Origin of the sequence: Paenibacillus sp. JGP012 (assembly GCF_014203995.1) — a bacterium.
Lineage (GTDB): Bacteria > Bacillota > Bacilli > Paenibacillales > Paenibacillaceae > Paenibacillus > Paenibacillus silvae.
On sequence record NZ_JACHKG010000002.1, the window covers coordinates 32,069 to 53,813 of the forward strand.

General features: G+C 45.9%; 18 protein-coding genes. 16 read left to right on the forward strand and 2 right to left on the reverse strand.

Annotated elements, in window-relative coordinates; all coding sequences use genetic code 11:
* The first annotated feature begins 19 nt into the window (after positions 1 to 19).
* From HNR77_RS02680 to HNR77_RS02695, 4 genes are all read left to right on the forward strand, one after another.
* Positions 20 to 799 (forward strand): class B sortase, encoded by a 780-nt coding sequence (locus HNR77_RS02680; protein WP_184180528.1) that lies wholly within the window; start codon positions 20 to 22, stop codon positions 797 to 799.
* A gap of 206 nt (positions 800 to 1,005) precedes the next feature.
* Positions 1,006 to 1,644, forward strand: a complete 639-nt coding sequence (locus tag HNR77_RS02685) for a hypothetical protein (protein ID WP_184180530.1) — start codon at positions 1,006 to 1,008, stop codon at positions 1,642 to 1,644.
* 207 nt (positions 1,645 to 1,851) lie between these two features.
* Positions 1,852 to 2,262 carry a VOC family protein gene (locus tag HNR77_RS02690; RefSeq protein WP_184180532.1) on the forward strand — a complete coding sequence of 137 codons (411 nt, stop codon included), beginning with the start codon at positions 1,852 to 1,854 and terminating at the stop codon, positions 2,260 to 2,262.
* 195 nt (positions 2,263 to 2,457) lie between these two features.
* Positions 2,458 to 3,330 carry an AraC family transcriptional regulator gene (locus HNR77_RS02695; RefSeq protein ID WP_184180535.1) on the forward strand — a complete coding sequence of 291 codons (873 nt, stop codon included), beginning with the start codon at positions 2,458 to 2,460 and terminating at the stop codon, positions 3,328 to 3,330.
* Between the two features lie 196 nt (positions 3,331 to 3,526).
* On the opposite strand, the gene HNR77_RS02700 is transcribed toward HNR77_RS02695, so the two are convergent.
* The gene (locus HNR77_RS02700) at positions 3,527 to 4,288 is read right to left on the reverse strand and encodes an AraC family transcriptional regulator (RefSeq protein ID WP_111269790.1); all 762 of its coding nucleotides are present in this window, start codon (positions 4,286 to 4,288) and stop codon (positions 3,527 to 3,529) included.
* Between the two features lie 303 nt (positions 4,289 to 4,591).
* Between HNR77_RS02700 and HNR77_RS02705 the strand changes: the two genes are divergently transcribed.
* The 6 genes from HNR77_RS02705 to HNR77_RS02730 all read left to right on the forward strand — a co-directional run bounded on the left by HNR77_RS02705 (position 4,592) and on the right by HNR77_RS02730 (position 11,709).
* A complete protein-coding gene (locus tag HNR77_RS02705; RefSeq protein WP_260410257.1) occupies positions 4,592 to 5,677 on the forward strand; it encodes a BMP family ABC transporter substrate-binding protein in 1,086 nt (361 codons plus the stop codon).
* A gap of 132 nt (positions 5,678 to 5,809) precedes the next feature.
* A complete protein-coding gene (locus HNR77_RS02710) occupies positions 5,810 to 7,366 on the forward strand; it encodes an ABC transporter ATP-binding protein (protein WP_184180539.1) in 1,557 nt (518 codons plus the stop codon).
* The gene (locus tag HNR77_RS02715) at positions 7,363 to 8,412 is read left to right on the forward strand and encodes an ABC transporter permease (protein ID WP_184180541.1); all 1,050 of its coding nucleotides are present in this window, start codon (positions 7,363 to 7,365) and stop codon (positions 8,410 to 8,412) included. Before HNR77_RS02710 ends, HNR77_RS02715 begins: the two co-directional genes overlap by 4 nt.
* Positions 8,405 to 9,340: an ABC transporter permease gene (locus tag HNR77_RS02720; RefSeq protein WP_184180543.1), complete on the forward strand. Its 936-nt coding sequence runs from the start codon at positions 8,405 to 8,407 to the stop codon at positions 9,338 to 9,340. The genes HNR77_RS02715 and HNR77_RS02720 overlap by 8 nt, the downstream gene beginning before the upstream one ends.
* A 10-nt stretch (positions 9,341 to 9,350) precedes the next feature.
* Complete coding sequence (locus HNR77_RS02725; protein ID WP_184180545.1) at positions 9,351 to 10,313, forward strand: nucleoside hydrolase; 963 nt, start codon at positions 9,351 to 9,353, stop codon at positions 10,311 to 10,313.
* A gap of 1 nt (position 10,314) precedes the next feature.
* Entirely contained in the window at positions 10,315 to 11,709 is a 1,395-nt protein-coding gene (locus HNR77_RS02730) for an ADP-ribosylglycohydrolase family protein (RefSeq protein WP_184180547.1), read from the forward strand.
* A gap of 165 nt (positions 11,710 to 11,874) precedes the next feature.
* On the opposite strand, the gene HNR77_RS02735 is transcribed toward HNR77_RS02730, so the two are convergent.
* On the reverse strand, positions 11,875 to 12,210 hold the full coding sequence (locus HNR77_RS02735) for a hypothetical protein (protein WP_184180549.1): 336 nt from the start codon (positions 12,208 to 12,210) through the stop codon (positions 11,875 to 11,877).
* Positions 12,211 to 12,837: 627 nt separating this feature from the next.
* On the opposite strand from HNR77_RS02735, the gene HNR77_RS02740 reads away from it, so the two are divergent.
* From HNR77_RS02740 to HNR77_RS02765, 6 genes are all read left to right on the forward strand, one after another.
* The gene (locus tag HNR77_RS02740) at positions 12,838 to 15,159 is read left to right on the forward strand and encodes an Ig-like domain-containing protein (RefSeq protein ID WP_184180551.1); all 2,322 of its coding nucleotides are present in this window, start codon (positions 12,838 to 12,840) and stop codon (positions 15,157 to 15,159) included.
* 259 nt (positions 15,160 to 15,418) lie between these two features.
* Positions 15,419 to 17,548 (forward strand): 5'-nucleotidase C-terminal domain-containing protein, encoded by a 2,130-nt coding sequence (locus tag HNR77_RS02745; protein WP_184180553.1) that lies wholly within the window; start codon positions 15,419 to 15,421, stop codon positions 17,546 to 17,548.
* Between the two features lie 255 nt (positions 17,549 to 17,803).
* Positions 17,804 to 18,391 carry an RNA polymerase sigma factor gene (locus HNR77_RS02750; RefSeq protein ID WP_184180555.1) on the forward strand — a complete coding sequence of 196 codons (588 nt, stop codon included), beginning with the start codon at positions 17,804 to 17,806 and terminating at the stop codon, positions 18,389 to 18,391.
* Positions 18,366 to 19,430: a hypothetical protein gene (locus tag HNR77_RS02755; RefSeq protein ID WP_184180557.1), complete on the forward strand. Its 1,065-nt coding sequence runs from the start codon at positions 18,366 to 18,368 to the stop codon at positions 19,428 to 19,430. Before HNR77_RS02750 ends, HNR77_RS02755 begins: the two co-directional genes overlap by 26 nt.
* Before the next feature lie 116 nt (positions 19,431 to 19,546).
* On the forward strand, positions 19,547 to 20,620 hold the full coding sequence (locus HNR77_RS02760) for a hypothetical protein (protein WP_184180559.1): 1,074 nt from the start codon (positions 19,547 to 19,549) through the stop codon (positions 20,618 to 20,620).
* Positions 20,621 to 20,636: 16 nt separating this feature from the next.
* Positions 20,637 to 21,710, forward strand: coding sequence for a hypothetical protein (locus HNR77_RS02765; RefSeq protein ID WP_184180561.1), 1,074 nt, complete (start codon positions 20,637 to 20,639; stop codon positions 21,708 to 21,710).
* The last annotated feature ends 35 nt before the right edge of the window (positions 21,711 to 21,745 follow it).

Below are 21,745 nucleotides of genomic sequence, written 5' to 3' on the forward strand. Positions count from 1 at the left end.
CCGGAAAGGCGGTAAGAACATGAGTAAAACGAAAAAAATTCTTATCGCCATTTCCTCCCTTGTGCTGGTATTTTCCCTCATCGCGATTTCGAGAACGCTGCTGCGAGATTATGCTGAGCAACAGAAAATAGATGAGTTGGCGAGCATGTGGGAGGAAGGGTCGAATAAAAACGGAGGGGATGAAATCCCCTCTTTTTTGTTAAATAGGAAGAAGAATAATCCAGTTATGCTCCCTGAATTTCGAGCCCTTTACGAGCGGAACTCGGACATTGTGGGCTGGCTGAAGATTAACGGCACGCGAATTGAGTACCCGGTCATGCAAAACCCACAGGATGCGGAGTATTATCTCAATCATGACTTCGATAAGAAGCAAACCCAAGGCGGCCTTCCTTTTTTGGACAAGCATAGCCGGATCAATGGTTCAGATATTTTGCTGATTCACGGACATCACATGAAAAGTGGCTGGATGTTTAAAGATCTAATGAAATACAAGAGCGAAAGCTTTTATAAAGAGCACGCTGCATTTGAGTTCAGCACGCTTTACGAACAGGAGAAGTATGAGATTGTTGCTGTAATTCTATCCAAAGTGTATCGTAAATCAGATGACGTGTTTAAATACTATCAGATTGAGAATGTAAAGACGTCTGCCGAGTTCGATGCATATGTTCAGAATATCAAAAAACTCGCTCTTTATGACACAGGTGTCACAGCTCGGTATGGTGATAAACTTGTTGTACTGTCCACATGTGAATATTCGACTGAAAATGGCCGGCTAGCGGTAGTTGCTAGAAAGCGTTAAGGTCGATGCCAAAACACGAAATGAATTAATTTCATCTCGCGTGCTCTCTTTAGAGGACGCGATTTTTTTGTCTCCTGACTTTTAATGAAGTTCCAGGGATAAGGTTGAATGTAGGTAGATTAAAGCCAAGTCTTCTTTATAATGGAGATGAGTGCTATATACGAATAAAACAAGTGAATATCAGATTCTGGAGAGGGAGTTGTAAAGTGACGATAGAGAATCAAGCGGATATTTTGACGACTAGAGTAGAATCTATTCTTTATTATGCCAAACCGTTCTTAACCAGTGAACATAGAGCAGGCTGGATCGGCGGAAATGCACCAGAGTTTTTCGACGACCAATCAGAGCTCATCCACGAAGGTAACCAAAAGTATGCTTTTTATCTGAGCCTTAACCACCCCTTCAAACCAGAGCGCATGATTTCGATCTTTATCCCTGAAGACCGTGAAACCTATTTGGAAAATAACATCTATCCTCATTGCCCAATCAAGGTGATTGAACATCCTGTTTCACCGGAAAGTACGCAGGAATCCTTTACTCATAAGGATCTGATAAAACACTCTATCTCAAACGGAGAACGAAGCAAGGACGAAATATCAATGGAGCAGCCTTTCCTGATTAAGGTGGGTGGTAATCCGAGACTGATTCAGGATGAAGACTATTATTTCGCAACGCTCAAGAAAGAGTCACTATCATTCTTTTTCCAAGTCGAAGAAGATGGTTATCCCGATACATTGATTCGAGAGGATGGAGATTATCCATTTGGTTTTGGTTCGCTATATATTTTCGCCAAAATGGGTACAGAAATACAACACCCTGTAGCCGGTTTCTGTCAGTTTTCTTAAGCAAAATAGACGAATTTCTTAAGCGAAATAGACGAAAATCGTAAGTGATAAAGGAAGAGTGAACGTAAATCCAGAGAGTACCTATAAACGCTACTGACATAACGTTGTCAGTGGCGTTTTTTTATAATCAGATCAGTACAGCAAGGAGACAGGCAAGTAACAAGATTTAGGGGAAATAATGAAGAAGATTAGGAAGGATGATCTGTTGTGAATTTTGCTTCTGTACGTATCATTACTGACAATGTAGATGGCCTGGTGGCTTTCTATGAGCACGTTCTTGGGGTTTCAGCGGAGCGCCCTGCACCTGTATTTGCACAATTTGTTTTACCATCATGCACGCTTGCCATCGGGCACACCCAGACCACAGCATTATTTGGAACCGACTCTGCAAATGCAGCCGGAGCCACGAATCATCCGGTCATTTTGGAGTTCCATGTTGCCGATATTGAAGCGGAATATGAGCGCCTGAACGCATATATTCATTATTGGGTGCAGCAACCAACTACAATGCCGTGGGGAAACCGCTCAATGCTGTTTCGTGATCCGGATGGCAACCTGGTGAACTTCTTTGAACCGGTAACCGAAGAAGCGATCCAAAGATTTAATCAGAGACATTGACCCGTAAATATACGCCTAAAAATCAGCTCACGTCTTGCTACGGTTTTCAATAAATCAGTAGACAGGGCGTTTTTTGTTCGTTAAGTTGGACGTAGCAAGTTTCTCCGTTAGATTTAACCCTACAAATCTGTGCATCAAATGTCGGATGTGAACGTTCCGCTCTTGATATTCTATACCTGAAAGGAGGTCATTTCAATGGATTCCCTGGCTAATCTGAATAGGGCCTTACAGTATATTGAAGACCATCTTGAGGAAGACATCGATGTGAAAGAAGCTGCGCGATTAGCCCAGTGTTCGGACTATCATTTCTCAAGAATGTTCTCCTTCCTTGCAGGTATCTCGCTGTCGGAGTATATCCGGAGGAGGCGCCTGACTCTCGCGGCATTTGAGCTTCAGGCCGGTGACTTAAGAATTGTGGATGTGGCAGTGAAATACGGTTATACATCTGCAGACGCTTTTTCCAGAGCCTTTCAGGCATTGCACGGGATAACTCCCTCATCAGTAAGATCTCATGCGCCGTCTTTAGTAGCCTATCCGCGAATGACCTTCCAATTAACTATTCAGGGAGGAAATGCAATGAACTATCGTATTGTTGAGAAGGAAGCGTTCAGTATTGCAGGTTTTATGAAAAGAGTACCTATTCAATTTGAGGGTGTAAACCCAGAGATCGCCTCCATGTGGAAAAGCTTGACCAGCGAGGATATCGACCGATTGAAACAGCTCTCTAATGTTGAACCGCAGGGGTTAATCTCTGCTTCGGTTAATTTTTCTGAAGGGCGAATGGAGGAGCAGGGAGAACTCGATCACTATATAGGTGTAGCTACATCCAAGGAATGCCCCAAGGGTTTTTCCAAATTAGAGGTCCCCGCACTGACATGGGCCGTCTTTGAAGCTGTAGGACCGTTTCCCGAAACGTTACAACAGGTCTGGAGCCAAATCTATTCGGAGTGGTTTCCTTCTGCAAATTACGAAGTAGCGAGGGGGCCCGAAATCTTATGGAATGAAGGCAAGGATGTGTCATCTCCCAAATTCAGGAGTGAGATTTGGATACCCGTTATCCAAAGATAGAATAATTAAAGGACAGTATCATTAGATCAACACTTTCAGAAAAAGTGTGTATTACGCCGAATGGGTTTAGTGCTGATCAATTGGACATGGAACAGTTTACAGCCTGCCACGAGTTATTCTTAGGTAAGATGGTGCCGATGTTGAAGCCGAATGTTCCCTTGGCGGGGGCATTCGGCTTTTTGCCTTCCGGTGGCGCTTAATTGCTTTTAAGCTGCAAGCTTTTGCGATAAGAGCGCGGCGTTATGCCGGTTTCTCGTTTGAACATGTTGCAGAACTGGGCATCATTCACAAAGCCGGACTCGGCGGAGACGTCTGAGATGGACATCTGTGTGCTGGCTAACAGGTGCTTGGAGTAATCCAGGCGTTTGATTAGCATATAGCGGGAAGGAGAGGCTCCATATTTCTCTTTGAACAGGTGCCGGAAGCGATCGTAGCTGTAGCCCGACATATCTGCCAGCATTTCAATGGAGAGCCGCTGTGTAAAATGCTCGTTCATATAAGCGAGCACATGCTGGAGCCTGTCCCCGGAGAACAGTGGATACATACTGTTACCGCCCCGATGCAGCAGGTGCAGCAGCATATGATGCAGGCGGTCGTTCAGGTAATCCTGTGCACCCTCACCACGTCTCGTATATTCGGTGTTCAGCTGCAGCATGTAGTTGTGGATGCTGTGCTCCCGGTCATCCTGATGCATACCTTGAAGCTCTCCAATCTCAGACAGATCGGTCTGGAAGCCAACAAAAAGCACCTCCGCATCCCCGCGGTGATCCTCATCATGCTGCTGATGGGGAGAGATGAGCGCATACGTACCAGCCTGAAAATGGTAGCTGTGCTCTCCAATCATGGACGTTCCATTTCCCTTAAAATAGTAGATCAGCTCATAACATTCATGGTGATGAGGGATGATATGCGTGAACCTGGCATGTTCGGCTCTGACAACATATAGAACTTGATCCATTATTGCTTTCCCCCTAATTTCGACATTTAGCCGAATCGTACAAAAAAGTGACCGAAATCAGATAAATATCAACGCTGAATTTTGTTATGATCATACTCATAAACGAATGTTAAACGAAATTAAACGTTTATACGTTCGGTTATTGCAGTAAAGAAAACGCATTACAATTCAAAATCAGGTTGTGAATTTCCCAATTTATTAAAGCTAGGCTGTAAGCACTACAGATTATCAATGATTTTAACAACAAACAGGGGTGTGAGTAAAGAAGATGAAAAGAATGCATTCGTAATTTGTATGGTCGCCATGTTACTGCTTCTGTCTGCATGTGGTAGTACGAAAGGAACAACAGGAGAAACGGGTACAGCTGGCTCAGGCGGCGAACAGACTGATCAACTGAAGGTTGTGCTGTTGATTCCAGGTACCTTGGGTGATAAATCTTTCTTTGACGCTGCCAATCATGGACTGGAGATGGTCAAGTCGGAGCTTGGTGCCCAGACAAAGGTCATTGAGATGGGTACAGACAAAACAAAGTGGGAGCCAACGTTTAACGATATTGCTGCCGAGGACTGGAACATTGTTATATCTGGCGGCTCGGAGATTACAGAGATGTTCAATGCGACTGCTGAGCAGTACCCTGACAAAACGTTCATTAACTATGATACCGATATCGAAGAAGCTCCAGCCAATGTTTATAATATGTCCTATTCTACCAACGAAGTATCCTTCCTGGCAGGTGCAGTTGCCGCACTTGCTACCCAATCGGACATGCCTAATGCAAATAAGGACAACGTCATCGGTTTTCTGGGGGGCATGGACATTCCGGGCATCAACGCTTTCCTCGTAGGTTACATTGAAGGTGCAAAATACGTAGACCCTGATATCAAGGTTGCGGTGTCCTATGCGGGAGATTTCGTCAATCCGGCTAAAGGTAAAGAGCTTTCGCTTATCCAATACAACTCGGGAGTCGACGTGATCTTCAACGTAGCAGGGGGTACGGGACTGGGTATCTTTGATGCCGCGAAGGAAAAATCCAGATATGCCATCGGTGTAGACTCTGACCAAGCTGCCTTGTTGAAAGATACAGACCCTGAAAAAGCTAACCTGATCCTTACTTCCGCGATTAAAAAGATTGACACAGCCATTCTCGAAGCAGTAACCAAGGCTAAGGACGGCAAGCTGGAGACAGGAAAACGTCAGGTAATGGGCTTTGTCGAGAACGGAGTAGGCATTGCAGAGAATGACATCTATAAGAGTGTATTCCCTGCTGATCTGCAGGCTAAAGTTGAAGAGATCAAGAAGAAGCTTGAAAACAAAGAGATTAACGTATCCAATGCAATGGGTATGGAGACGTCCGAGATTGAAGCGATTCGTAATAGTGTGAAGCCATAAGCTTTCCATTTTCATAAATGAGAGATATTTGACATTAATGCTGTACAGCCGGGAGATGTAGTGATGTAATATGCTGCATTCTCCGCTGTACATTTTTTGTGCAAATTGCCAGTAGAGAGGAGTTGTCTGTCCATGTCCGGCGCGCTGTTGGAAATGCGCAATATTACGAAGGTATACCCCAATGGGGTGGTCGCTAACCAAAATGTACAGTTCTCCTTGCAGGAGGGAGAGATTCATGCCATTGCGGGAGAGAACGGTGCGGGCAAATCTACGCTGATGAAGATGATGTTTGGCATGGAGGAGCCGAGTGAAGGCGAGATTTTGTTAAAAGGAAAACAGATCAAGCTGGGAAATCCGCAAGAAGCGATTGCGCTTGGAATTGGTATGGTGCATCAGCACTTTATGCTCGTTCCCTCCTTCACCGTTGCCGAGAATATGGTGCTTGGCATGGAGCCAAGACGTGGAGTCGGCATTCATTACGCAGAAGCGGTTCGTATGACGGAGGAAACGGCCCGCAAGTATAACCTGAGCGTTAATCCCCGCGCCAAGGTAGAGGATTTAAGCGTTGGCATGAAGCAAAAGGTCGAGATTCTGAAGGCGCTATTGCGCGGTGCAGAAATACTCATTCTGGATGAACCTACGGCTGTGCTGACTCCACAGGAGACGGAGGAGCTGTTCCGGGAACTGAAGCTGCTCAAGCAGAAGGGACATACGATTGTTTTTATCTCGCACAAGCTGAAGGAAGTGAAGGAAATCTGCGATCGCATTACAATTTTGCGGGGTGGACGCACGGAAGGTGTATTCAACATTGCAGATGTGTCGGAGCAGGAAATCTCAAGGCTGATGGTTGGACGGGATGTTGTGCTCAAGTATGACAAAACGCAGAACAATTATGGAGAGCCTGTCCTGTCGGTACAACAGCTGGGCGCAGTCGATGCGGAAGGCAAGTCACTGCTGTCGAACGTCAGCTTCAACGTTCGCGCAGGTGAAATCGTCGGAATTGCGGGTGTAGAGGGCAACGGGCAAAGCCAGCTTGTGGAAGCACTGACCGGAGGTCTGAACAGTCGTTTGGCGGGCGGCAAGGTCGAGGTAAATGGCAGAGATATTCAGGCTCTAGGTATCCGTGAGATTCGCGGTCTTGGTGTTTCTTATATTCCTGAGGATCGGATGCGGCAGGGTGCGGCAGGTGAGGCAAGTATTGCGGACAATCTGATCTCCACCCAGTATCGATCCAAGTCGCTGAATAGAGGGCCGCTGCTGCGTATGTCATCCATTCAGAAGCTGGCGAGTTCGCTGATCGAGGAATTCAAGGTTCGGTGCTCCGGCCCGTCACAGCCCATCGGCATGTTATCTGGTGGCAATATGCAGAAGGTGGTCGTTGCACGTGAATGCTCCACCGGGCCGTTACTGCTCATTGCAGAACAACCTACGCGCGGGGTAGATATTGGAGCGGCGCAGTTTATACATCAGAAGCTGCTGGAGCTGCGTGATGCGGGATGTGCAATCGTGCTTGTCTCCGCAGACTTGAATGAAATTCTGGAGATGAGTGACACACTGCTCGTGCTGTATGAAGGCGAAATTGCAGCACGGCTGGACTCACCCTCCAGCGTTAGTGAAGAGGAGTTGGGCCTTTACATGCTTGGTATTCGCCGTCAGCAGGAGCAGTATGAGGAGGAGGCATCCCCATGATGCGATTAAAGTATTTTGAAGTATACCGTACGGCAGCCGTTATTCTTATATCGCTGGCCATTGCATTTATTATTATTTCGCTCGTCAGCAGCCAGCCTGTGGAGACGATTCGTATCTTCCTGTTTGAGCCGCTGTCAACGTTAAGCCGTATGGGTAACGTGGTGGAAATGGCGATACCGCTTATGTTTACAGGGTTATCGGTGTCCCTTCTGTTTAAAACCAACATGTTTAACCTGGGTGCAGAAGGAATCTTCTACATTTCAGGGATCGTGGCGGCAGTGCTGGCGATTCATCTAAGCATGAATGGAATCATGCATCCGATCGTTGCAATCGGGGCGGGGTCTATTGTCGGTGCGCTTCTCTCCGCGATCCCGGGTTATTTGAAAGCCAAGTGGAATGCCAATGAGCTCGTTACCTCATTGATGTTTAACAGCATCTTTTTTGGCATTGGTCTGTACCTGCTCAATTATCATCTGAGAGATGCCAAGGCGTTCTCCAATGTGTCCTATAAATTTGCCGAGACCGCACAGCTCGCGAAAATACTGCCGGGAACACGTCTGCATACTGGACTCATTATTGTACTGGTATTGATTGTTGCTGCTCATTATTTTATGTATCACACCAAATGGGGATATGAGCTGCGAATGACAGGAGCCAACCGTGATTTTGCAGGTTACTCCGGCATGAAGACAGCGAAGGTTATCGTTCTGGTGCATCTGATCGCAGGATTTATCGCGGGTATGGGGGGCTCGGTCGAGGTGCTGGGCATGTATAATCGCTTCCAATGGACCGCACTGCCGGGCTATGGACTGGACGGTGCTCTGGTTGCCATGCTGGCGAAGAACAATCCGTTATCCGTGATCGGAGCAGCGCTCTTCCTGGCCTACATCCGTATCGGGGCCGATCTGATGGCGCGTCTGTCCGATGTGCCGTCAGAGATGATATCGATCATTCAAGCGGTTATCATTTTGCTGATCTCTGCGGAGCAATTCCTGAAATTCTGGAAAAATCGCATGCTGCTGAAGGAGGCCAAGCTCCATGAATAGCCTGCTGAACGTTATTTTAACGACTGACTTTGCATTCTCCGTACTGCGGGTAACGACACCAATCCTGTTTGCGGCATTAGGTGCCCTGATCTCCAATCGGGCAGGAATCATTAACATCGGTATGGAGGGCATTATGCTGGTATCCGCACTGGCGGGGGTTGTTGTCAGCTCATACACGGCTAATGCCTGGATCGGATTGCTTGGTGCAGTGTTATCGGGTACGGCGATTGCCGGGATGCTTGCTTTTTTCACTTTAAAATTCAAAACCCATATTATTCTCGGCGGTGTGGCGATCAATATGTTTGCATCAGGCGGAACGGTATTCCTGCTCTACCTGCTCAGTGGTGACAAAGGATCATCTACGTCATTGCCGAGCAAGGTGCTGCCAAGCATAGATATTCCGCTGCTGCAGGACATTCCGGTGCTTGGTCCGATCCTGTCGGGACATCATATTTTGACTTATGTATCCATACTGGCTGTCATTGCTGTGTATTACCTGTTAAAACGTACACCGCTCGGATTGCAGATTCGCTCAGTCGGTGAGAATCCGCACGCAGCACAATCCGTTGGTGTCAGTGTTGTGAAAATCCAGTACTCTGCGCTGCTGCTGAGTGGATTCTTTGCCAGCCTGGGAGGGGCATACATGTCGATGGGATATCTGTCTCTATTCACCAGAGATATGATCGCGGGGCGAGGCTGGATTGCGATCGCAGCGGAGTCTATGGGACGCAGTACAACGGTAGGCACAGCCTTGACCTCACTGCTCTTCGGGGGAGCGGAGGCACTGGCCAATGCACTGCAGGTGCTTAAAATTCCGGCGGAGCTTATCGGCACCCTGCCATATACTGCTACGATTATCGGCCTGATCGTATATGCGATTGCCGAGACACGCAAAAAACGGCGCAAGCTTGCCCAAAAAACGAACTGAGGAGAGACTTATGACGATACCTATTATTATTGACTGTGATCCGGGTCATGACGACGCTATCGCTATACTGCTGGCGCTCGCTCACCCGGAGCAGCTGGAGATCAAAGGCATTACTACCGTAGGCGGGAATCAGACGTTAGAGAAAATTACGAATAATGCGCTTAAAATTCTCAGCTTTGTAGACGCGGATATCCCGGTAGCGAAGGGAGCAAAGGGGCCGTTGCTTGGCACATTGGTGACGGGTGAGGAGGCTCATGGGGAATCCGGAATGGATGGCCCTGCGCTGCCGCCAAGCCGGTTTCGTCCCATAGAGACGGGAGCGGTTGAGTTTATTCGCGAGATTCTGCTCGCATCGGATGAGCCCGTTACCCTTGTGCCGATTGGACCGCTGACCAATATTGCAACATTAATTCGTGCCTATCCCGAGCTGAAGTCCCGTATTGCTGGCATTTCAATGATGGGTGGAGGCATTGCCTACGGGAATGTGACCCGTACTGCGGAGTTTAACATCTATGTGGACCCGGAAGCGGCTCAGATCGTGTTTGAATCGGGTATTCCAATCACGATGAGTGGGCTTGATGTGACGGATAAAGCGGCTATTTTCGATGATGAGATTGAGGCGTTGAAAACACGCGGCCCGGTCTCAGTTCTGGTGGGAGAGCTGCTGGACTTCTATTCTATTTTCGGCAAAAAGATGGGATATCACGGCAATGCGCTGCACGATCCGTGCGCAATTGCCTGGTTGCTGCAGCCGCAGCTGTTCCAGTGCAAAATGCTGGATGTCACGGTTGAGACACAGGGAACGTATACACGCGGTATGACGGTGGGCGACCTGCGGATGAAGACCGATCGGCAGCCTAACGTGAACGTGCTTATGGATGTTGACCGTGAGGCCTTTATTCGTCTTCTCTTTGATGCGCTCGCGATTCTAGACGCCCGATATGTACAACAAGCGTCTCAAGGAGAATCTTAGGATGGCTGGCTGGACAGACCTGCGTGAGACGGTGCGCCTGGAGGTAATCCAACGTGGCGAAGAGGGCTGTGATACGCAGGGTTTTATGCAAAAGTGGGAAGCAGCCGCGCATGACGAGAGCAAGCTAATGTTATTGTACCAAGAACTCATGGAGCTTCCGGTGTCGGCTGATTTTCCTTATGTAGAACCTTCAAGTCTTGAGGATATTCGGCGTTTACGCCCGGATGGGCCACGTGTGCTTGAGGCGAACTGGAGCGAGCAGGTATGGCGGGACAAGTTCTACGGAGCATGGCTCGGGCGAAGTGTCGGTTGTGCACTCGGCAAACCGCTGGAGCACCCGGATTATCTGTATGGCAAGGACGGTCGTCCGGGCTGGGAAAATATTGAGCTGTGGTTCAAGGGAGCGGGTGCTTGGCCGATTCAAGGTTATACTCCTGAGCATTCAAGCGCAGAGCAGGAATATGGATTGAGCTTGACGGAGCTGGGACCTTTGAGTGTAAGAGAGAAAATCCGTTTTATGGAGAGTGACGATGATATCCGTTATACCCTTCTGGGCCTTCTTCTGCTGGAGGAAAAGGGGCTGGACTGGGACACGTGGGATATTGGCAAGCTGTGGCATCGCCGCCTGACATACAGTCAGGTGTGTACGGCTGAGACACAGAGCTATATGAATTTTGCCCAGGAGACCTCGCATCTGAAATCGGATAAACCTGTCGATTGGGCGCAGCGTCAGGAGCATGTACGCATGCACCTTAATCCATACCGTGAGTGGATTGGCGCTGCCATTCGCGCTGATGGCTTGGCCTACGGTGTAGCCGGGCGGCCTGAGCTGGCTGCTGAACTCGGTTGGCGGGACGCCTCCTTCTCCCATGTGAAGAACGGCATTTATGGCGAGATGCTGAATGCTGCAATGATCGCAGCGTCGTTTGTTGAAAATAGCAGCGAGCGTATTGTGGAAATTGGACTGAGCGAAATTCCACAAACAAGCCGACTGGCAGCAGATGTGCTGCAAGGTGTGGAGATTGGCCTTCAGGCCCGCAGTGAGCGGGAACTGGTGAGCCGCATCTGGGATGCGTTCAGCCATTATGATGCCGTGCACACGAACAACAATGCGGCGCTGGTTGCAGCATCGCTGGTGTATGCAGGCAATGATTTTGAGAAAGCAGTCGTTACCTCTGTTTATGGCGGTATGGATACGGACTGTAATGGAGCTACAGTAGGTTCCATCATGGGCGCACGTCTCGGTGCAGCACAGCTGCCAGAGTCCTGGACTGCTCCGCTGCATGACACGCTCTATGCCGATCTGGTCGGGTTTGACCCCGTTTCCATCTCGTCCTGTGCCGAGCGCAGCTATCAAGTATTTCTGAAGCTTCGCGGGCAAGCAGGTAACAAATAGAAACACCCTTGCACTAATGCACAGAAAGCAGGAAAATAGGGGCAGGTCTGATCTGTGTGATGTATGTAACGAGCCTTGGAAGCTATCAGCTTATTCCAAGGCTCGTTTTGTGTTGTTCATTGCCGCCTGACATGTAGTTATCTGGTTATAACTAGTCCGCTTAACTTAACGTCCGTTCGTATTAGAAGCCCAGACTGGAATTCCGCTATTCGGATAATATTCGTTGGTCAGGGTGTTGTTATAGAGCACCAGGTTACCATCACTTTGCATGACGAGAGTATCACCTGATGTATTTACGGGCAGCGTGCTTCCGTGATGGCCTGGAATCCATGCTTCTGTATTGGCAATCCAGGCATCTACCTGTTTAGTGACGTCAAATACGAGAACGTTATCAAAACCGTATCCCCAATAGTATTCGTATTTACCGTTGGCCGGATTGAGCCCCCAGCGATAGCCGTACTGATATACCGTCTGCCATTTTGATCCATATCCATGGATCACAGGTTTCCCGCGCTCTTGTTCAAAGGTAAATGTGGTGATTCCGTTCTTATTGGTATTACTGCTCCAGATCGCAGAACCGTTCTTATAGATTACAAAATTTCCGTCATCCTGAAAATGGCTTTAAATCGACCATCCTGAGACAGCAGATAGTCTCCTCTTTGCATACTCTGACCGATCAGGAGTTTATCACCAAGATAACCTGCGGAAGCTGTTGCAGGTACGGCAAAGGCAAGAATCAGCAGAAAAATAGAATGCTAGAGTATAAATGGTGTGTGCTTCAACATGCACCGTAGAAGTTGCAGGAAGGTATATTGATAGAGGTTTGTTCATTTAACAGAAGAGAAAAGTGACTACAATGAAAATATATAACATTTTATTTCAATATAGCAATAGCCTGGAGTGGTCGGATTTTTATTTTTTGTGGATATAGGAAATTGGAGATTTATGTCGAATGAATTCATTTAGTTTGAATTTGAAGTAAAAGAGAGGAATCATTGTAGGGTTTATGGCGCTTGATAGTCAGGAGAAAGTTAAGAGGAGGATCTTATGTCTGGAAAAAAGATAGGGAGTATGGTCTTAATGTTGTCTCTTATATCCCTTATTACAGGACTGTTGCTTTTTAAGCCTTTGGATAAGGTATCTGCAGCGGCTCCAACCGCAACCATTGTCATGGATAATGCATCACTGAAGATCGGGACAACATCACAGGTTACATTCACGTTTTCCGAAGCGGTACAAGGGCTGGATACTGGGGATTTAACCGTTGAAAATGGTACTTTGACTTCACCTGTATCTTCTGATGGAGGCGTTACCTGGAAAGCAACATTTACACCGAATGAAGGTGTACAGGACGCGATCAATCTCATTACGCTTGACAACTCGGGCATAATGAACGGGGCCCAAGAACCAGGCATGGGCACCACTACGTCCAATAACTATGCAATAGACACTGTTCGGCCAACGGCAACGATTGCAGTGAGCGATCGGGTCATCGGTGCAGGGAAACCCTCACAAGTCACCATTACATTCTCCGAGGCTGTAGTGGGTTTTACCTTGGCAGATCTGTTGGTTTCGAATGGGACGCTTAGCAATTTAGTCACCTCTGATAACATTACGTATACCGCCACATTGACTCCTGCTGCTAACATAACTGCTGCAACGAACGTGGTTACGCTCGTTAATACAGGTGTGATGGATAGTGCAGGCAATGTAGGAATGGGTACAACACCTTCCAATACCTATGCTATTGATACAGTCCCGCCAACCGCATCCATTTTGGTGTCTGATACGACACTTGCTGCAGGAGAAACATCACAGGTTACGATCACGTTTTCCGAAGCCGTGACAGGCCTGACCAATACAGCTCTGACGGTATCGAATGGTACATTGACGGATGTCCGTTCGTCCGATGGAGGTCTTACATGGATCGCAACGCTGACCCCGGCGGCAGGGATCAAAAAAGCGGACAATTACATCACACTTGATAATACAGCCATCAGTGATATTGCAGGCAATCCGGGTATAGGCACAACATCTTCCAATACGTATGCAATCACTACGATTCGACCAACGGCAACAATTGTTGTAGCCGACACCTCACTTACGATCGGTAAAACATCATTGGTGATAATCACATTCTCGGAGGCGGTTACGGGTTTTACCAATGGGGATTTGATGGTTTCGAATGGCACACTGAGCTCTGTTCAATCAGCTGATAATGGTGTGACATGGACAGCAATGCTAACTCCACAGGTTAATGTCAATAAAACGGTCAACTACATCACTCTTCAAAATGACGGTGTAAGCAACGCGGATGGTAATGCGGGACAAGGTACAACGAATTCCAATCCGTATTCTGTGTTTACAGTACAGTCAGGATCCGAACTGAACCCTTCAACGGGATCGCAAGCTGTGCCTTCTATTTCAACTTCGCCTGAAGATCATACCGTTATTTCTACAACGGGTAAAATCACCGTTCCGCCTGGGAAGGCAGGAAGGGTTAGCTTGGGCAAGGAGGTTCAAATCTCGATTCCAGCAGGGGTATCATCACAAGAGCTGACCCTATCCATTGATAAAGTGCCCGGCACTGAAACGTTGCTTGCGAATGGTGAGATTCTGATCAGCCCGGTTTTCGAGCTTTTGAAGAACTCTCCACAGAACTTTCTTAAGCCTGTAAAAATTACATTTGCATTCCAATCGACAGGTCTTGAAAGTGACCAAATGACTGCTGTATTTTATTATGATGAGATGAACAAGGCCTGGATCAAGGTAAACGGTGGGATTGTAAAAGGGGATCAAATTTCAGTGGAGGTTAGTCATTTTACGAAATTTGCAGTCCTTGCGGTAGATCAGACTAGCGGTGAACCCGTTCTAAGCAAGCCTACTCCGCCGACAGCAGAGCGTAGTTACAATGATATTCAGGGGCATTGGGCGGAGACAGAAATTAAACAGGCCTCAGAGTATGGCATCATCACAGGTTATCCAGATGGAACGTTCAGACCGGAGAAAAACGTGACGCGTGCTGAATTCATGGTCATGCTGATGAGCGCATTGAAATCAAAGCAAGTCGGAGCCGAGCTGCCGTTTACCGATACAACAGAGATTGGAGCACGGGCCAAAACGGCTGTTTCACAAGCAGTACAATCAGGCATTATTAGCGGTTATCAGGACGGCAGCTTCCGGCCGAATGCATATCTAACACGTGCCGAGATGGCCAAGATGGTTGCAAACGCCCTTGATGTATCTACAGAAATTCATGATGCTATGCCTTTTGCAGATGAGACAACGATTCCCTCTTGGGCAAAAGCTTCAGCAATGGTCCTGAAGGAACGAGGCATTGTAAAAGGGATGGGTGCAAACGAATTTAAACCGAGTGCACAGACAACTCGCGCAGAAGTCATTGTTTTAATAATGAACATGCTGGGACAGGCAGACCAGATTAGCAAATAAACGAGATGTATCCATCAGAATTGTACAGTTGTTAGGTAAAGGCACCCTTTGAGGGTGTCTTTAATTGCCTTATTACATGTGCATGGCAGAGCTTACATAACAAACTCTCTTAGCATAAAGCTTTCTAAAGAATGCGGACAATGTTCTCTATCATTTTTTTTGAAATTTTTACACCAATTTTATAGAATCTATGACTTTTGGCAATTGAACTATGGTAAAATATCTCAGGATTCGAAATTGGAGAGGGGTTATGTTACTCATGTCTTGGAAAAAAGTTCTGGGGAAAAGCACCATTCGTGTGGCTGCTACTGCATTATTACTCACACAAATATTTGGCGGAGCAGGTTCGGTTTCTGCCGCAGGCAAAGATGTAGAAGTACACTTGATTGGAATCAATGACTTTCACGGCCAGCTGGATACAACGTCTATCGTTGGTGACAAAAAGGCAGGATCGGCTCCAATTCTAGCAACCTATCTCAAAGAAGCTCGTGCGAAATATGAGCACTCTATCCTGTTCCACAACGGAGACTCTGTTGGCGCATCTGCTCCAGTCTCATCCCTTGACCGCGATGAGCCTACGATGGAATGGATGAATATGATGGGCTTTGATGTGGGATCGCTGGGTAACCACGAATTCGACCAAGGGATCGCAGCATTGAAGGCACAAATCTTCGGCGGTCTTGATCCCAAAGAAGGTAAAGTAACCCATGCCGGGGCTAAATTCGATTATGTGAATGCAAACGTAATTGAAACGTCCACAGGCAAACCCCTGATCAAACCGTATGTCATTAAAGAAGTCGGCGGCGTTAAAATCGGATTCATCGGACTTGTAACCAAATCCACGCCAAATAAAGTTTCTCCATCAGGTACTGCAGGCGTGCGTTTCCTGAGTGCTGAAGAAGAGGTTGCTGCCGTTAATAAATATGCAAAAGAATTGCAGGATCAAGGTGTAGAGACGATCATCGTTCTGGCGCATGACCCAGCTTCCACCAAAGAAGGTGTAACGACCGGGGAAGCTGCTGATCTGGCAAAAGCTTTGCCAGCAGACTCTCCTGTTGATGTCATCGTTGCTGGTGATAACCACGCTCTGGCGAACGGTGAAGTGAATGGAAAATTGATCGTGCAAGCGTACTCCTATGGTACAGCCTTTGAAGATATCAAACTGATGATTGACCCTGCCACCGGGGATGTAACCGAGAAATCGGCCACCGTGACTACAACCTTCCAAGAGGGTGTTAAAGAAGATCCTGAGACACTCGCTATTATTAAAAAATCTTTGGACAAGCATCCGGAGCTGACCAAGCCAGTAGGTACAACAGATGGCTCTGTACTGCGAACAGATGCTTACAATAACGAAGCTCCACTGGGCAATCTGATTGCAGATGCGATGCGTCAAGCGGACTTTGGAGATCAAGCAGGCAAGGCTGACTTTGCCTTTATGAATCCAGGCGGTATCCGTGCAGACCTGCCAAAAGGGGATGTGACCTTTGCAGACCTGGCTAAAATCCAGCCTTTCGGGAACACACTGGTGAAGCTGGAACTGACGGGTGCACAAGTGAAAACGTTGCTGCAACAGCAATGGGGTACGAATGCAGACGGCACACCGAACACTAAAACATTGCAAATTGCCGGTTTGAAATATACAGCTGATTTCAGCAAACCGGTGGCTGAACGTGTAACGAGCCTGAGCCTCGAAGATGGCACTCCTGTTGATCCGAACAAATCATATACGGCTGTAGTCAACAACTTTATGGCTGCAGGTGGAGATAACTACAAAGTGCTGCTGGATGCAAAGTCATCCCTGGCAGGCCCGATTGATCTGGATGTGTTCTACAAGTACATGGTAGATACATTTAAAGGCGGCGAGATTCAAGCCAAAAATGAAGGCCGTATCACAAACCTCGCAGCAGCTACAGAGCCAACAGAAACACCAGCACCAGTAAACAATGAGCCTATTTCTCGTGCTGAATTTGTAACTGCACTCGTGGATATGTTGAAGCTTGACGCTGTATCTACAGCACCTGCATTCAAAGATGTTGCTGCTAATGCTGCATATGCCGATGCCATTGCAGAAGCTTCCAAAGCCGGATTTATTCAAGGGTACGGCGGCAACTTCTATCCTGAGCGTAATATCACTCGGGAAGAGGCAGCTACCATTTTGGCAAAATTGGTGAACAGCCCGGCTTCCGAGGCCAATGCGGCAACGATTATGGCAGCTTTTGAAGATAACAAAGCGGTATCTTCCTATGCAGTCAAACCGATGGCTAAACTGATTGATAAAGGCATCTTCACGGCAACAGACAAAAAAATGCTGGAGCCTAAGCAAAGTCTTTCTACGAATGATGCTAAAGCGTTAATTGAGAAAGCAGTTGCAGCGAAAGCTTCATAATCTAGAACGTACTTATATTTTATTGTAAGACAGGGTACACAACTTTATGGGGAATAAGCACTCTACTCATGTAAACCTCTCATTATTTGAGCTATGAAAGGTTTATCTGGAAGAGTGCTGTTTTCTTTATAGGTTGTGTTTTTTTGTTTTCTCATTTCGAGGATGATGATTTTACCAAATATTATTTTTAACGCTGTTGTCACAAAATAAGCTGCTTTGGTGTTTTAAGAGTGTAGGCGGGAGGGGGTAAGATTTTTGGAAAGAGACTATAGAGAACATAAATCAAACTCAGAAGAAATTGAGATGCTGGTTGAAAGAACTAAACTTGGTGATAAGGAAGCTTTTGCTTCAATTATAAGAAACTTTGAAAAACCAATGTATATCTATTGTTATCATATTCTCAAAAACAAGGAAGAAGCCGAGGATGCGCTGCAAGAAATATTTATCAAAGTGTATGAACAGATACATAAGTATCGCCCCAATATGACTTTCTCGGCCTGGCTGTACAAAATTGCCTACAATTACAGTCTGAATCAAATCAGGAGCAGAAAAAGGTGGTTTCGTTTTCTCGATCGGTATAAATATGATCAGCCTGAACCTTCACCTCAGCAAATAGATAGCCAAACGACAATGAAGGATTTTCTGAACTTACTGACTACCGAAGAGAGACATATAATCGTTCTCCGTGCGATTCATCGATATAACTTTAACGAGATTAGCGAAATTATGAATATGAAACCCGCTACTGTGCGCAAAAAGTATGAACGCCTTCGCAAGAAAATACAGACGAAGGAAGTTAATGAAGGAGGGACAGTGAATGCGTCGATCACCAAATCCGTCTAAAAAATTAAGTGTTCACCAATTGGAGCAGATGATTCGAGATACGGAGACGCCAGAGCAAAGCATGAGTCAACAGATTGTAGAAAAACTTGAATCCAAAAGAGCGTCAAGGCAAAAGCCATTCTTCACAAGAAGAGTGGGTATCATCGCAGCGGCATCGATTGCGTTTTGTGTGTCTCTAACTCCTGTCATGGCTCAAGCCATAGAGCGGCTGTCCTTGCTTGAATATATTAATCCGTTTGCCAAAGAAATGAAAGTAAATCCAAATGAGAAGGCGGATACACTTTATGTAAAAGGCTTGGATGGGAATAAAAAATTCCATTCGGGGATGATTCGCTTTGATGACATTGAGGATCAAGCGTTCAAAAGCCAGCTGCAGAGGGTTTGGAATGAGATTTTTCCCCAGGGAGAAGCAATTGATGATGTGGTTATGTACGAATATGAGAAGGACAAATTTCACATAGAGGCGCGAAACGAAAACCGATCCATCCAATTTGACAAAGGTAACTGGTATTATGCGGCACAACCGATTGGAGAGAACGAGGTTCCAGATGCTGCAAAAGATGCAGCGGATCACATTTTCAATAAAATGGGAGATTTTAAACAGAGTAAACGGTCAGTGAGTCGAATGATCCTAAGACCCAATCAAAACCCGGTATATAAGTTCGTGTACAACACCGACAAGGGTTCAATCCTCATTGATGTACAAAAAAATACGAATCAGATCACAAGCATTGTAGCTTTTCCGTTGTCGGATCAACTCAATAAATTGCAGGATAATAAAAATAAATATCGTGACTTGGTTGGGAAAACAAAAGCGATTGAGCTGAGCAAGATTCGTGAAGAAGCCGTGAAACAAGCTAAAGTGTGGATGAATCTGGACTTGGCTGATTATAACGTATCCAAACTTGAATACCGGTTCGATACCTTAACGTTCACCAAAGCGGGTTCTCCAGACGTGACGGCGGTGTACACCTCTAAAGGAACGATCTATTCTATTAAAATTGATCTAAGGCAGTTATCTGAGAAAGGAACGGACTAATTCATGCAATGAGAGGGGGTGATGACTGCTGATTTCATAGAATTATTTCAATGTGGCTGAAGCGTTCCGTTAAAAACTGTGGGTAAGTAAATAAAAAAATAAAGGAGTTTATTCATATGAACAAAAAAATAATTTTTCCTATCGTCGGAGCAGCCTTATTATCAGGGAGTTTGCTTGGATTTGATACATCGAATCAATCTAATGCATATAACAACGTAATTTCAAACATTGAGCAGGGTGTTAAATCAGAGCAAACCCCTATGCAAAAGGCTCAGGATAAGCTTAAAGAATTGACAGGAAATACGTATACATTAATTCAGGGAACGGCCATGGAAGGTTTTGTGGGTTTTAAAAGAGAGAATTTCAAATATGACATCATTACTTATAAAAAGAATGGTGAACTGGATAATATAGGTGTTGCAGTCAATTATGAAGATTTAAATGGCGGGAAATATCAAACCAAATTGAAGGAAACATGGGAAACGTTGTTCCCAGGGGAAGAGCCGAAATATGTGAGTATCTCAGAATCAATCTACTATGAGGGTACAATCTCATCGAATGCTGCGCAAAACAAGCAAATTTATATGCGGGAGAATGGAAATATTTATGGCGTGAATTATGCCCCTGACGAAGCCCCGGCAAGCGTACAGAAGAAGGCTGCTGAGGTATTCTCCAAGCTCACCGATGGAAAAGTCAAGCAAGGTGCTGAGTTGGATCGGATGTATGTCCGCGATGGTAAACCGGATGTGTATCAATATAAGTATAAATCCAAAACGATGGATGTCATCTTTGCCATTGAAGATCAGACGCTGGAGCTGCTCCAAGCCGATGTATATCACAAGGATGGTAAAGGTGTAGACAGTTACGAAGAATTCCAGAAGCGAGAAAATGAAAAGAGTGCAGAGATGAAGAAGTTGTCATTGGACACGTTAATGAAGAACGCAGTGAAAGACGCAAAAACGATGCTGGATCTGGATTTGAAAGGATATAAGGGAGAAAGAAGCACAAATGCATGGGATGAGGATTATATGACGTTCACCAAAGAAGGGGCGCCTTCAGTTAGTGCCAGATTTAACAAAGACGGATCATTTAACAGCTTTACCCTTCATAAATATGATCAGGAAATCGAGTTTTACGGAATGACCATCCAAGGTCCCCCAAATGAAGAACTCAAATTGTTAATTGACTGAAAAGGGGTTTATAACCATGAAAAACAAAAAGAAAATTTTCCCTATGATCTGGGTTGCTTTATTATCAGGAAGTTTGCTGGGATGCCAGGCACCTGTTCAAGCAGATTCGGCTAACAAGGTAAATATCAACGCTTCACAGAATGTTACGGCGGAACAGAAGCTTATGCAGCAGGCTCAGGATAAACTGAAAGAGCTAACAGGTAATACCTATAAGTTAATTCAGGGAAAGGCCATGAAAGATTTTGTGAGTTTTAAAAGAGAGAATTTCAAATACGATACTATTTCCTACAAAAAGAATGGAAAGCTAGATGATATCGGTATCACAATCAATTATGAAGATTTAAACGGTGGGAAATATCAAAGCAAACTGAAGGAAACATGGGAAACGTTGTTCCCGGGGGAAGAACCCAAATACGTGAGTATCTCCGAGTCTATCTACCGTGTGGGTACAATCTCATCGAATGCCAAACAAAATAAACAAGTTTATACGGAAGATGATGGGAGTGTACATGGCGTAAATTATGCACCTGACGATGCCCCGGCAAGCGTGCAGAAGCAGGCTGTCCAGGTATTATCCAAGCTTACCAATGGTAAGGTCAAGAAAGGAGAAAAGTTGGATCGTGTGTTTGTCCTTGATGGCAAACCGAATGTGTATCAATATAAGTATAAATCAAAAACGATCAATGTGAGCTTTTCCATTGAAGATCAAACGCTGGAACTACTCCAGGCAAGTGTTCAAAGTAATGGTGAAGGAATAGATAATTATAACGAATTCCAGAAGAAAGAAAAAGCAAAAGATGCAAAGCTCAAGAAGCTGACGTTAGATACATTAATGAAGAACGCAGTGAAAGATGCAAAAGCGATGATCAATTTTGATTTGAAGGGATATAAGGGAGCAAGAGGAACCAATGCATGGGATAAGGATCAAATGACGTTCAGCAAAAAAGGGGCTCCTACAGTCATAGCGACAATGAATGCAGATGGATCGTTTAACAGCTTTATCGTAGAGAAGAATGGACAGCATCTCAGTTTCGGCGGAAACACGATCGTAGGGCCTGCCAATGAACAGCCAAAAATATTAATCAACTAATTCTAAGGTGAAAATAGAGAAGAATATGATATCAT